This is a genomic window from Thermocatellispora tengchongensis, assembly GCF_014202315.1.
Taxonomy (GTDB): Bacteria; Actinomycetota; Actinomycetes; order Streptosporangiales; family Streptosporangiaceae; genus Thermocatellispora; species Thermocatellispora tengchongensis.
Genome location: NZ_JACHGN010000045.1, coordinates 15,737 through 27,402 on the forward strand (window position 1 = coordinate 15,737; position 11,666 = coordinate 27,402).

Below are 11,666 nucleotides of genomic sequence, written 5' to 3' on the forward strand. Positions count from 1 at the left end.
CGCATCTGACCGACACCACCGCCACGGGAGTTCGCATGCACCGCGACCCGCACATCACCCCGGAGATTGCCGCACACGTCCTGTTCCACATCGGCCGGGGCGGCTGGCCCGGCAACACCTTCGTCCAGAAGCTCCTCGCCACGTTCGACGCCGCTGACGCACCCAACCGCCTCCGACTGGCCGAGGGGTTCCCCGGATACGCCGCCGCGTTCGAGCTGGCCAAGTCGACCAACGATGGCGTCGCCATCCTCCAGGCCCGCGCCGACGACGATCACTAAGGAAGTTCATGAGCCGCTACACCATCCCCAACGCCCCCGGCGCGCCCGAGAGCTGCATCACCGCGGTCGGCTGGGACGCCCCCTGCAACACCTACTGGGCCACGGCGTTCGACCCTCACGCCTCCGGCGGGGAGGAGCGCGGCACGGTCTTCTCCATCGGAGACACCCCATGCGAGTTGCCCGACGTCGAATCCCTCGTCACCGCCCTCCGCGAGCACGGTGTGGAGCTGCCGCCCTCCATCGTGGACGTGCTGCGCACGGACAAGCCCGGCGAGGGCTTCGCGGGCGAGGTAACGAAGTGAAGTTCGAGACGGTCGCAGTGAAGATCCAGCCGTACCAGAAGGCTCTCCTGTTCGGCGTGGCCATCGCGTTCTTCGGCGGCCTCGTCGTCTTCGGCGGCGTGTGGGCGCTCGTCATCGCCGTGGTTTGTCTGTACGTCGGCATCATGCTCGGCCTCATCGGCAGCATCAAATTGGTGCGCCGCCACGTGGAGGCCGAGATGGCCGCGCTGCGCGCCCAGTACGAGTCCGCTTCCGAGCTGGTGTACAAGATGATCGAGGAGCGGGACGCTCAGGCGCAGCGGGCCGAGTCGGCCGAGCGTGACCTGCTTGCCTCCGCCGCCGAGAAGACCGCGCTGCGCGCCCAGCTCGACGCCCTCCACGCGAACGGCGCGGCGTGATCGTGGTGGCGAACATCCTGGCGGCGATCGGCGCGCTCAGCGTGCTGGCCGCCGCTGGGTTGGTCGTCCTAGCGCTGCTCGCCCAGCGGACTGAGCGGCGACGCCTCCGCAGCAACCGCGACCATCGGGCCACCCGGCCGGCCGAACGTGTCGCCGCAGACCCGGCCATGTGGTCCGACTTCTTCCTTGATCACGACCTGCACAAGGTCATCAAACCCCCAGAGGAGTGGAGATGACGCACCGCGTCATGGGCCTCGACCTGGCAGCAGAGCAGTCCGGCGTCGCGCTGCCCGACAACACCACCGTCGCGATCCGCGCGCCCAAGGTGACCAAGCGGGCTCGCACACTGGCCGACGACCAGGTCCGCATGGACCACATCGACACAACGTTCCGCGCCCTGCTCGACGACTACCAGCCGACCCTCCTCGTCGTCGAGGACTACGCCGCAGGCATGAAGGGCAACCCCGTCCACAGGCTCGCGGAGATCGGCGGACTGATCAGACTCGCCTGCTGGCGCGCGAGCGTCCCGATCGCACTGATCAACCCCACCCACGTGAAGATCTACGCCACCGGCCACGGCGGGGCCACCAAGAGCCAGATGGCCACCAGCGCCCAGGGGCGAACCGGCCTCGTGTTCCCGACCGAGGACGAATGCGACGCCTGGTGGATGCGCGCGATGGGCTGCGAATGGCTCGGCCAGCCCATCGTGAAGGTCCCCCAGTCGCAGCGTGACGTGCTGGAGCGCGTCAAGGGCTGGCCGGAGGTGACCCGGTGACTCGCGATGCGTTCGCCGAAGCGCGGCGTCGCTACTGGCAAGAGCGCGATAGGCAAATCAAGGCGGGCACTTGGCAGGGCCTCGTCGATGCTGAAAAGGCGCGTCAGCACGTGCGGGAACTACACCAGAGCTGGCTCGTCAGCTACGAGGCGATCGGCAAGCTTGCTGGGGTCTGCGCCACGACGGTAAAGCACATCGCCGAGGGAACCCCGTCTCGGCGGCTTCCCCCGCCGGCCCGGATCACGGCTCGGACCTCCGACGCTCTCCTCACGGTGACCGTGGACGACCTGCCGGACAACTATCTAGTCAACGCGGTGGGATCCACACGGCGGCTGCGGGCGCTGTCGGTCGCCGGGTGGCCGATGCAGCAGGTGGCCGACCAGGCAGGGGCCGACTGGACGGGGCTTAAGGAGCTGCGGCGAGGCGAGAGGACCACGGTTCTGCTGCGGACCGCGCGCCTGATCCGGGACGTGTACTTGGAGCTGATCCAGCGTGACCCGTACGAGCACTGCCGCCCGGCTGTTGTCACCAGCTCCCGCAACCAGGCGGCCACCAACGGCTGGCACCCAGCGGCGGCGTGGGCCGACGCCATCGACGACCCCGAGGCCAAGCCGTGGCAGATGGTCCGCTGCTCCTACCCCACCTGCATCCACGGGGCGAAGGACGAGCGGCTGCTGTGCGACACCCACCTGCAACGGCTCAGCAAGCGGGGCACCCTCGAAGGAATGCGGGCCGTGCGGAACGGCAAGGTCTTGATCGAGGACATCCAGTTCATCCTGGCCACGGACCCGCCTATCAACCCAGAGACCGAGGAGATCGACCGGGACCGCCTCGCCGAACGGCTCGGCATCACCTGGCACGCGCTGGAGCAGGCCCTGATCCGAGCGAAGATCAACCTCGGCAAGCTGCGGGAGTCCGCATGACTCCAGGCGGCTGCATCTGCGACCACGTCTGCGATTGCAGCACGGCCACAGGCGAACCGGTGGTCGTCGGCGAAAGAGTCGTCGGCTACCAGGACGGACTGTTCACCGCCGAGGAGCCGCCCACGAACCCCCACGGGAGCCCTCTGCTATGAGCGCCAGCCGATAGCGAATTCGCTATCAGAGGCCCGACGAGGAGGTACGCCTTGGCTGACACGGCAACCGACGTCATTTCCGAAGCCCTGACCACGGCCACGCCCAGCGCCGACGACATCCTCGACGCGCTCGGCACCGCCGGATACCTGGTCATACGACCCGAGACCGGGCCGGCCTGGATGCCGGTCACGGCGCGGAGCCTCGCGAAGGTCCACAAGTGCGCGGACCTGCTCAACAACGGCCGGACGCTGCAGCAGGTCGCAGCCGAGATGCGGGTGTCAACACGCCAGGCCGAAAGGTACAGCGCTGCCGCCCGCGAGATGGGGCTGATCGAGCGGAGGCGCTGATGGCCGATCCGCACGCATGGCGGCGGCGAGCCGCCTGCAGAGGTCAGGACCTGGCCCTGTTCTTCGGCCCAGGCGACACCCGCGAGACGGCCAAGGAGAAACAGACCCGCGTCGAGCGGGCCAAGCAGGTCTGTCGCGGCTGCCCCGTCCAGAGCGAATGCCTGGACTTCCACCTGCGGGTCAGCGCCCCCCAGTACGGCGTCGCCGGAGGACTGGACGAGGACGAACGCGCAGCGCACCGGCGCAGCCAGCAACGGAAAGCCGCACGAGAAAGGAGAGCAACGTGACAACCCTCGACATCGAGGCCGCGATCAAGGCGCTCGCGCACCGCGTCTACGACCGCGACCACGCCGACCCCGAGGACCGGGCCAGCACGACCGACTTCGCGTTCGAGTTCATCACCTGGCTCCGTGCCAACGGGTGGAGGCACACCCCACCGGCAAGCCCTGGGCCCGCCCCGCACCCTGAGCGGCCGACCGGGCTGCGGGGAGCGGACATCGCCCGCCACGCCCTGGCCCAGCTCAGCAAGGGAGACGCCGATGGCCGCTGACCTCGACGAGAACGGCCTTGTGCCGTACGACGAGTTCGGCAACCTCCTGCGCGCCGCATGGACCCCGGAAGGGGAGATCATGTGGCGCGCTCCGGAGCCGTTCACCGCGCGACTCCAGCTCGGCCAGTTCGCCCGCGGCCGCGCCGCCAGCTACGTCGTGTGGCTCGATGACGAAGCCCGCATGTTCCCCATGTCCATGACCGAGTTCGTCGAGACCGCACGGACCATCGGCGTCGAACCCGGCGGCTACGCCGAGGCCGAGTGGATCGCGCACCGTCGCGGCGGCGCGTACGGCATTCAGCTTCACATGTCGCGCCGGGAGAGGCGCAGGGTGCGCCGAGACCATGACTGAGCACGTGCTCGCGCAGCGCGGCCACTTCCAGCGGTGGACCTCCAAGGCCGGCTGGCACGGATGGACTCCGCCCACGCAACAGCAGATCAAGCAGCGCATGAAGGCCCGCCGCACACTGCGGGGCCAGCGCGTAACCCTCGTGATCATCGACGAGCCCGTGAACTGGGCCGCAGTCGAAAGGAGCAAGTACCGGATGGCCATCGGCGTGGACTTCGACGGCGTGATTCACGCCTACCGACAAGGCTGGAAGGACGGCACGATCTACGACGAGCCCATGCCCGGCGCCCTCGAGGGACTGCGCGCCCTCATGGATCACCACCCGGTGTTCATCCACACCAGCCGCAGCCCTCTGCCGGTCGCCATGTGGCTGCGTGAGCGCGGGTTCATCGTCGATATCGACGACGTGCCCGTGAAGTTCTGGAACGAACGCGGCCGCCTGCTCGTCACCAACCGGAAGATCCCAGCGAAGGCGTACCTCGACGATCGGGCCGTTCGCTTCACGAGCTGGACGGGCGCGCTCGACGAGCTGCTTGCCGATGGCCGCCGAGACGCGGACCTTCATACAGCTTTCGCTCGCATAGACGCCCGCCACCAGCCCACCACGACCGAGACGTGGGTCTCCTGCCACGACCACAGCAAGCAGTGGCTGACTGGAGTCCTGATCATGTGCCCGATGTGCGCGCCCCGGCCCCTCACCCACTGCACGAACGACACCTGCCCCACCTGGCCGTGCGCGGACCACCTCGCCCTGCACGGCGAGACCGCCGACACCTGCACCCACCAGGGCGGAAGCCGATGAGCGGGTACGGGTACCGGCGCAGGCGCCGCGGGATGTCGTCGGACGCGGTGTTCGTGGGCAGCGTGGCCACGGTGTCCGCGCTCGTCATCGGCGCCGCCGTGGTCGCCGCCATCAATAATGACGAGCAGGAGACCATCACCGCCGACTGCGTGGACACCTCGTCGGTTGCCCCTGACGGGTCTTACCAGCCGGTGGACGACCGGTTCTGCGACGGCGGCTCCCATTCCGGCTACGTGTGGGTGTACGGCGGGTCCTCCTCGGGCGGCCGCATCAGAGGAGGCTCGACCATCCGCCCGGGCGACGTCGGGATCACCTCCCGATCCGGACGGGTCATCGTGCGCGGCGGATTCGGGGGCCGCGGGAGCGGAGGCGGCGGCTGATGCTCGACCACCTGACGGCGGGGGAGCGGGCCCACCTGCGTTACCTGCTCGCCCGCATCCTCGACGACCAGCGAGTCCCGCCGGAAGCCGCCGATTACATCCGGCACGCTTTCCGGGCCGAGCTCGAAGCCCTGTCCCGGCCGCGCCCCGTCACCCTCGTCTACACCGGGTGGCGGGGCGCCGCCCGTCACCGGGTCCGCGAGGACCTGGAGGAGAAGCGGGCACGCGCCGGCGGCCGCCTTCACGTGATCGTCGGATACAACCCCGACACCGACGACCCGCCCGGCGGCGACCGCTGGACCTACGAGTGGGCCAACAACACGGTCGGCGTCACCGTCGAGACGCACCCCGCGCCGTGGCACATCCCCGCCCTGTCCAGGGCGGCCGGGCCGTACCGCAACGGGTTCATGCTCGGCCTCGCCGTGGGACGCGGCGGCGACTTCGAGGTCCTGGCCCACCTGCACCCCCACAGCAAAGGCGCAGCCGGTACCGCCGCGTACGCCGAGTACATGGGCCTGCGCGTACGGAAGGAAGCCGCCACATGACCAGCAAATCCGACGTCAAGAAGCTCGTCGAAGCCGAGACGGAACGCCTTGGCTTCACGATGAAGCTCGCCAACGGCAAGTGGCTGATCACCAACCCCGCCAACGGCCGCACCGGCGAAATCCCGCTTCAGGCGATGGGCCGCGGCCTCGACAACTACAAGACCAAGATCCGCTCCCTGCTGCAGGACCACCCCACAAAGCCCTCCATGGTCGCCGCCACCGACCTCGCCACTGAGAAAGCCGACACCATGCCCCGCACCTGGTGGAGCGTCGAAGCGCTCCTCGCCGCCGCCTACGCGAACGGCCTGAGGCCGTACGTCTCGGGCGGCATCCTCCACACCCCTGGCCCTGTTGAGGCCAAGCCGTTCGCGGACATGCTGCACGCCCGCGAGCCCGAGGTGATCGCCCACCTCACCAAGAACACCGCCGCCACCACCGAAGGAGACACTGCTGTGCCGACGATCGGCGAGTCCGCCCACGTCATCCGGAGCAAGTCCCGCGACGTCGCTGCCGATGCCGAGGCCCTGTGGGGGCTGCTGCGGGACGCGGCCCGTGAGCAGGGCGACAAGCCTCTGACCAACGGCGGCGTCGTCGGCGTCCAGTGGTGCGGAGCCCTCGCCGACATCATCAAGGCCGCCTGCTCCGACTGGGACGCTCTGCACGAGAAGGATGTCCGGCAGTACCTGAACCGGACCGAGCACACCCGCTGCCACCGGCCCCGTGCGACCCCACCCGTGTGGTGGATCGCGCTGGAGTGGAACAACGGCGGCCTGACCGTCACCAAGACCACGCCGAAGACCGCGCCCAAGCCCGATCCCCGAACCGTCGCGGCCGCGTCCACCGCGAAGGCCCCCGCGAAGACCCCTGCACCGACGCCGGCCACCACGACCGCGCCGCCGGCCACCGCGGGCCCGGCCCTGCGGGCCCTCATCGGGTTCGAGCAGGCCATCCAGCGGGCGGAAGCCGAGCGTGACCAGGCGGTCCGCGATCGGGACGTCGCACGCGCCGCGCTGGACGAGGTTCGCGCCGACCGGGACAAGCTTCTCGTAGAACTGGACGAGGTCAAGGCCGACCGGGACCAGGCGAAGGCTGAGCTGGCCGCGATCAACGCCGTGTTCGCCCGGTACGGGGACGCCTCATGACCGTCCGTGCCTGCGACGCCGTCGTGCTGTTCCGTGGGCCCTGCCCAGCCAACGCGGTGGCGGTCCGCACCACGGCGTGCGTGCACGAACACATCCAGGACGAGGCGGCCTGCGCCGAGCACCTGGACGCCCTTGCTGGCGGGCTGATGAACTGCACCAAGTGCGGGCACCTGGGCCACTACTGTGAGCTGCGGATGGTGGCCGAGGTCGATCCCGAAACAGGGGAGCGGCGTGCTATCCCGCGCTGACCTCAAGCCCTGCACCGGGACCCGTGACAAGCTGCCGTGCGGGAAGAACGTCCGGTGGACCCGCAGCGGCGCCGGCCTGGCGTTCCCCGTGGACCCCGCCCCGCACCCGCAGGGCAACACCGCCGTGTGGAGAGACGTCCACGGGGTTCTGCGGTCGAGGCGAATCACCACGGACCGGCCGCTCGCACCTTCGGAGAAGCGGATGATGCCGCACGCAGCGACCTGCACCGGCAAACCGCGCGTCCAGCCCCCACCGCCCAACCCGCCGAAGAGCACGCCGCCACCGGCCGGACACCTGTACAACCTCCTCGGTGTCACCAGGACCGCCACCCAGGACGACATCAAGAAGGCGTACCGGCGCCTGGCCCGCCAGCTCCACCCCGACGTCAACCCCGACCCCGCGGTGGCCGCGCGATTCCAGGAGATCGGGGAGGCGTACCACGTCCTGTCCGACCCGGGTAGGCGCACGGAGTACGACAGGACCGGCAGGTCACCTCGAGCCAGATGAGCGCTGATAGCGAGACCGCTATCGTGGCGGGACGCCTCTTCCCTCGGTGGCTCCAGCTCCAACTGATCAAACCAGCACGTGAAGGAGAGGCGGACCCCGTGCCGTGGTTTCGAGTCGATGACGGGTTCCACTCGCACCGCAAGGTGCTCACCACCAAGGCGGCCGCGCTCGGTCTGTGGGTCATCGCCGGGTCCTGGTCGTCGGCGAACCTGACCGAGGGGTTCATCCCGAAGGCTGTGCTGCCCCGGCTGATGCCCGGGGCGGCCCGCCTCGCGAAGGAACTCGTCGCGGCGGGCCTGTGGATTGAAGCTGACAACGGCTTCACTTTCCATGACTGGATCGATTACAACCCCACGGCTGAGGAGGTGAACGCAGACAGGGAAGCTGCACGCGAGCGCATGCGGAAGCTCCGCGCACGCCGACGCCAAGACGGTGCCTCATCTGCGGAGACAGACGGACCGCGCGAGCTGGAACCCCCACAGCGTTCGCGCGAACACACAGCGAACGTTCGGGAGAACTTCGGGCGAAGTTCGGGAGAAGTTCGTAACCCCGTCCCGTCCCGTCCCGTCCCAAGTGCAAATACATCTAGTCAGTCATCTATCTCGCCGTACCCGGTGGGTGGACAGGATGACGACGATGATCTTCGTCAAGTAGATGAGATGGTCATGCGCCTGCTCGCTCCGCTCGCGGCGCAGCCCGTCACCCCCGAGCACGCCGCCTGGGTCCGCAAGACGATCCTCGCCAAAGGGCGAGGCCGCGTGCAGCACAAGACCGCCTACGTCAAGCGAGCACTGGAGAAAGACCCCCGGCCGTACCTGCCGCAGAGGCAGACTGAGACGCCTACACCAGCGGCCGGCCGCTGCCCCATCCACCACCAGGACAAGCCCTGTCGAGGCTGCGCAGCCGACGCCAAAGCACGAAAGGATGAAGCATGACCACCGAAACGCCCTGCCCCTGCGACGGCGACGAAGGGTGGATCTCCCCCTGCCGCACTCACAAGCCCGCCGATTACCACGCATGGATCACCCAGAAGGCGCCACGTCTCGCCGCAGCCGAAGCCACAGACGACCCCTTCGTCAAGCGACTCGAAGACGACCTACCGCCCGCAGCCGACATCCCCGAATTCCAGCCCTTCCGAGCCGCGCTCTCACCCGCCGCCTGCGAGAACTTCGATAAGGACTGGGACCTGTACCGCGACAGTGAGCCCTGGCCCGTCGCCTACGAATGGGCCCTCACCGTCCGCGACACCTGGCCGCAGATGGTCCTGCCCGCCGAACGCGACGCGCTGCGAGCACACGTCGCCGACTTCATCCCCGGCTCAGACGGCTACCCGTTCAGCGGCGCGATCCCGGGCAGCAGCGGATACGAGAACGACGCCTACGACGGGCAGATCAGCGACCCTGACGAGCTCGTGGGGGAAGCCGACGAACTCGCCGAACTGATCCGCCGCGCCCAGGCCCTCGAGGTGCTGCTGCGACAGCACGCAGCGTTGGCGGACATGCCGACCTCCTGATCAGCGCAAACGCGGAACCTGACCACGAGGCGCAAGCCTGAAACCAGGCGGAAAACCCCTCACAGGGCAGCGAAAACAAGCCGGAAACCCATCAGCGCGAGCCGAGCACCCCCCTCTCGTCGCTGATGGGTTTTCGCGTGCTCGCGACGCACCGAGAGACAACTGACGCACCAAATGCGACGCGACGCACCGCGCAGAACGCGCTGAGCTTCACGGAGGTGGACGAACACCGGTCGGTCGATACCAGGAGTACCCCCTGAATCAAAAGACGCTCTGCATCGATTTGAGAGCTTCAAGCAAGATCAACAATGATCGGGGTTGGGGCGGGGTGGACGACGGGGCGCGGGGCGGCGAAATGTCCGAATCGCTGCCAAGGTAGATGATCAGCCGCACCGCCGGTTATGCGAACATGCGTTCGAATTACTCTCTGGCCGGCCCCCATTTGAATCGAACAAATTATCGAATCCTTGGCTCTGCCTGCTCGAATCCATGCCTTGACCAGTGGGAAGACATGTGATCGGACTGTGATCAAGTCGCCAGAAAATCGTTATCCCGTTCGGTTCCCCGAATGTCTACATCGGTCTACTGTTTGTCATGTGCAGATACGAACGAGCGAACGGATGGCGTGGCTGGCCGCAGGCGCAGCCGCCGCCCTCCTAGTAGCGAACACACTCGCGGGGAGCGTGACCGGCGCAACGCGCCTGATCGCAGACGACCCCGCCCCCACCGTGACCGTGAGCGGCCCGCCCGGCCCGCCCGGACCCGCCGGGCCACAAGGCGAGCCCGGACCCGCCGGACCCATGGGACCGCAAGGTCTCACCGGACCCCAGGGCCAGCCCGGACAGCAAGGCGAGCCCGGACCATCCGGACCTCCCGGACCGGAAGGGCCGCAGGGCAGCCCCGGACCGTCCGGACCTCCCGGACCCCAAGGCGACCCAGGCCCGAAGGGTGACCCCGGCCCGAAGGGCGACAAGGGCGAGCAGGGCGAACCCGGACCCGTGACCACCGTTGCGCCGTCCTACGTCCCGACGCCCGGCCCCAAGGGCGACCCCGGCCCGCAGGGCGAGAAGGGGGACAAGGGCGACCTCGGCGACAAGGGCGGTCAGGGCGAGAAGGGCGAGAAGGGCGACCCCGGACCGACCGGACAGCCCGGACCGTCCGGCAAGCCTGGCACCGACGGGAGCCCCGGCCCGACCGGCCCGACCGGCGCGACCGGACCCACAGGCACCGGCGAGCCCGGACCGACCGGACCCGCAGGCCCACCCGGACAGCCCGGACCGCAGGGCAGCGCCGGACCGTCCGGCAAGCCCGGCCCCACCGGCCCGACCGGTCCCACCGGACCGCAGGGCACCCAAGGCGAGGCCGGACCGTCCGACAGCCCGGCCCCCGGCGACATCGACGCGGCGAACACGTCCAGCGACGCGCCCGCCCTGCCGTGGCTCGCCGTAGTGGCCGCAGTCGCAGCCGTAGCGCTGGGGTTCGTGATCAGGTGGCGACGCCGCCGCCGACGCGCCCGCGCTGATAGCGAAACCGCTACCAACAACGCTGATAGCGGCCCCGCTATCGACGACACGCAGGACCTCTAACCGACCCGCCCGCCCGAACCGTCCGGGCGGGCACACCACGAAAGGCAAGATCAGTGCAGGTCAACACCAACCCCGCCGCCCTGTTCGACGCGATCGAGGACGTCACCGCCAAGCACCCGAAGACGTTCGCCCGCATGGGCGTCTCCCGCCCGATCGGGTTCGTCGTGATCGGGCTGGCCGCGTCCGGCCGCCTTGACGAGCTGACCGCCGCCGACAACGAAAGCAGCATCGCCGACCGCATCCTGACCGGTGACGAACTGGCCGACCTCCCCGCCGAGTGCATCGCGACGCGCGGCACCGGCAAGAACGCGGTCAAGTTCAGCACGTACGCCCTGATCGGTATGCACGTGGCCGCTCAGGTCGGGTTCGGTCAGGCGACCCTGACCGAGCTTGGCAAGGTCCCCGGTACCAGCGCGCCGACCGTTCAGAAGCTCTTGGCGGAGCTTCCGACCATGGCGGAGTACCGCAAGGAGATCGAGGCCCGACGCAAGGCCGCCGCGAAGCGCGCAGCCGACGTCGCCGCCGTCCGCCTGACGTGGAAGTTCGCCGAGAAGTTCAAGGCCCCGCACACGGCCGACACGTACGACGACGTCATGAGCGAGCGCGGCCTGACCTGGGAGCAGGTCTCGGAGATCATCGCCGCCCTGACCAGGGAGGCCGACGCCAAGACCGAGGCCGAAGCCACCGACGAGGCCAAGGCCAACGCCTAACCCGCACCGGGCGCGCCCGTGTCGCCACCACGGGCGCGGCCCCCCCCCCCCCCCCCCCCCCCCCCCCCCCCCCCCCCCCCCCGCCCCCACCCCCCCCCCCCCCCCCCCCCCCCCCCCCCCCCCCCCCCCCCCCCCCCCCCCCCCCCCCGGGGGGGGGGGGCCCCCCCCCCCCCCCCCC

Annotated in this window: 20 protein-coding genes; all 20 read left to right on the plus strand. The window is 69.4% G+C overall.

Annotated features, from left to right (window positions below; all coding sequences use genetic code 11):
• Positions 1–35: 35 nt before the first annotated feature.
• Complete coding sequence (locus tag HNP84_RS50390; RefSeq protein WP_185057297.1) at positions 36–278, plus strand: hypothetical protein; 243 nt, start codon at positions 36–38, stop codon at positions 276–278.
• An 8-nt stretch (positions 279–286) separates the two neighbouring features.
• Positions 287–580, plus strand: coding sequence for a hypothetical protein (locus HNP84_RS50395; protein ID WP_185057298.1), 294 nt, complete (start codon positions 287–289; stop codon positions 578–580).
• Complete coding sequence (locus HNP84_RS50400; RefSeq protein WP_185057299.1) at positions 577–957, plus strand: coiled-coil domain-containing protein; 381 nt, start codon at positions 577–579, stop codon at positions 955–957. The genes HNP84_RS50395 and HNP84_RS50400 overlap by 4 nt, the downstream gene beginning before the upstream one ends.
• On the plus strand, positions 954–1,193 hold the full coding sequence (locus tag HNP84_RS50405; protein WP_185057300.1) for a hypothetical protein: 240 nt from the start codon (positions 954–956) through the stop codon (positions 1,191–1,193). Before HNP84_RS50400 ends, HNP84_RS50405 begins: the two co-directional genes overlap by 4 nt.
• Positions 1,190–1,732, plus strand: a complete 543-nt coding sequence (locus HNP84_RS50410) for a crossover junction endodeoxyribonuclease RuvC (protein ID WP_185057301.1) — start codon at positions 1,190–1,192, stop codon at positions 1,730–1,732. Before HNP84_RS50405 ends, HNP84_RS50410 begins: the two co-directional genes overlap by 4 nt.
• A 110-nt stretch (positions 1,733–1,842) precedes the next feature.
• Positions 1,843–2,655, plus strand: a complete 813-nt coding sequence (locus HNP84_RS50415; protein ID WP_185057302.1) for a hypothetical protein — start codon at positions 1,843–1,845, stop codon at positions 2,653–2,655.
• Between the two features lie 203 nt (positions 2,656–2,858).
• Positions 2,859–3,155: a hypothetical protein gene (locus tag HNP84_RS50420; RefSeq protein WP_185057303.1), complete on the plus strand. Its 297-nt coding sequence runs from the start codon at positions 2,859–2,861 to the stop codon at positions 3,153–3,155.
• On the plus strand, positions 3,155–3,442 hold the full coding sequence (locus HNP84_RS50425) for a WhiB family transcriptional regulator (RefSeq protein ID WP_185057304.1): 288 nt from the start codon (positions 3,155–3,157) through the stop codon (positions 3,440–3,442). The genes HNP84_RS50420 and HNP84_RS50425 overlap by 1 nt, the downstream gene beginning before the upstream one ends.
• The gene (locus tag HNP84_RS50430) at positions 3,439–3,705 is read left to right on the plus strand and encodes a hypothetical protein (RefSeq protein ID WP_185057305.1); all 267 of its coding nucleotides are present in this window, start codon (positions 3,439–3,441) and stop codon (positions 3,703–3,705) included. The genes HNP84_RS50425 and HNP84_RS50430 overlap by 4 nt, the downstream gene beginning before the upstream one ends.
• On the plus strand, positions 3,695–4,057 hold the full coding sequence (locus tag HNP84_RS50435) for a hypothetical protein (protein ID WP_185057306.1): 363 nt from the start codon (positions 3,695–3,697) through the stop codon (positions 4,055–4,057). Before HNP84_RS50430 ends, HNP84_RS50435 begins: the two co-directional genes overlap by 11 nt.
• Positions 4,050–4,856 (plus strand): HAD family hydrolase, encoded by an 807-nt coding sequence (locus HNP84_RS50440; RefSeq protein ID WP_185057307.1) that lies wholly within the window; start codon positions 4,050–4,052, stop codon positions 4,854–4,856. The genes HNP84_RS50435 and HNP84_RS50440 overlap by 8 nt, the downstream gene beginning before the upstream one ends.
• Positions 4,853–5,236: a hypothetical protein gene (locus HNP84_RS50445; protein ID WP_185057308.1), complete on the plus strand. Its 384-nt coding sequence runs from the start codon at positions 4,853–4,855 to the stop codon at positions 5,234–5,236. Before HNP84_RS50440 ends, HNP84_RS50445 begins: the two co-directional genes overlap by 4 nt.
• Complete coding sequence (locus HNP84_RS50450; protein WP_185057309.1) at positions 5,236–5,781, plus strand: hypothetical protein; 546 nt, start codon at positions 5,236–5,238, stop codon at positions 5,779–5,781. The genes HNP84_RS50445 and HNP84_RS50450 overlap by 1 nt, the downstream gene beginning before the upstream one ends.
• On the plus strand, positions 5,778–6,923 hold the full coding sequence (locus HNP84_RS50455) for a hypothetical protein (protein ID WP_185057310.1): 1,146 nt from the start codon (positions 5,778–5,780) through the stop codon (positions 6,921–6,923). The genes HNP84_RS50450 and HNP84_RS50455 overlap by 4 nt, the downstream gene beginning before the upstream one ends.
• Entirely contained in the window at positions 6,920–7,171 is a 252-nt protein-coding gene (locus HNP84_RS50460) for a hypothetical protein (RefSeq protein ID WP_185057311.1), read from the plus strand. The genes HNP84_RS50455 and HNP84_RS50460 overlap by 4 nt, the downstream gene beginning before the upstream one ends.
• 202 nt (positions 7,172–7,373) lie before the next feature.
• A complete protein-coding gene (locus HNP84_RS55770; protein WP_281396537.1) occupies positions 7,374–7,679 on the plus strand; it encodes a DnaJ domain-containing protein in 306 nt (101 codons plus the stop codon).
• Complete coding sequence (locus HNP84_RS50470) at positions 7,676–8,614, plus strand: hypothetical protein (RefSeq protein ID WP_185057312.1); 939 nt, start codon at positions 7,676–7,678, stop codon at positions 8,612–8,614. Before HNP84_RS55770 ends, HNP84_RS50470 begins: the two co-directional genes overlap by 4 nt.
• Positions 8,611–9,192: a hypothetical protein gene (locus tag HNP84_RS50475; protein WP_185057313.1), complete on the plus strand. Its 582-nt coding sequence runs from the start codon at positions 8,611–8,613 to the stop codon at positions 9,190–9,192. The genes HNP84_RS50470 and HNP84_RS50475 overlap by 4 nt, the downstream gene beginning before the upstream one ends.
• Before the next feature lie 998 nt (positions 9,193–10,190).
• Positions 10,191–10,778, plus strand: coding sequence for a collagen-like domain-containing protein (locus HNP84_RS55775; protein WP_221337769.1), 588 nt, complete (start codon positions 10,191–10,193; stop codon positions 10,776–10,778).
• A 53-nt stretch (positions 10,779–10,831) separates the two neighbouring features.
• The gene (locus tag HNP84_RS50485) at positions 10,832–11,488 is read left to right on the plus strand and encodes a hypothetical protein (protein ID WP_185057315.1); all 657 of its coding nucleotides are present in this window, start codon (positions 10,832–10,834) and stop codon (positions 11,486–11,488) included.
• Positions 11,489–11,666 lie beyond the last annotated feature (178 nt).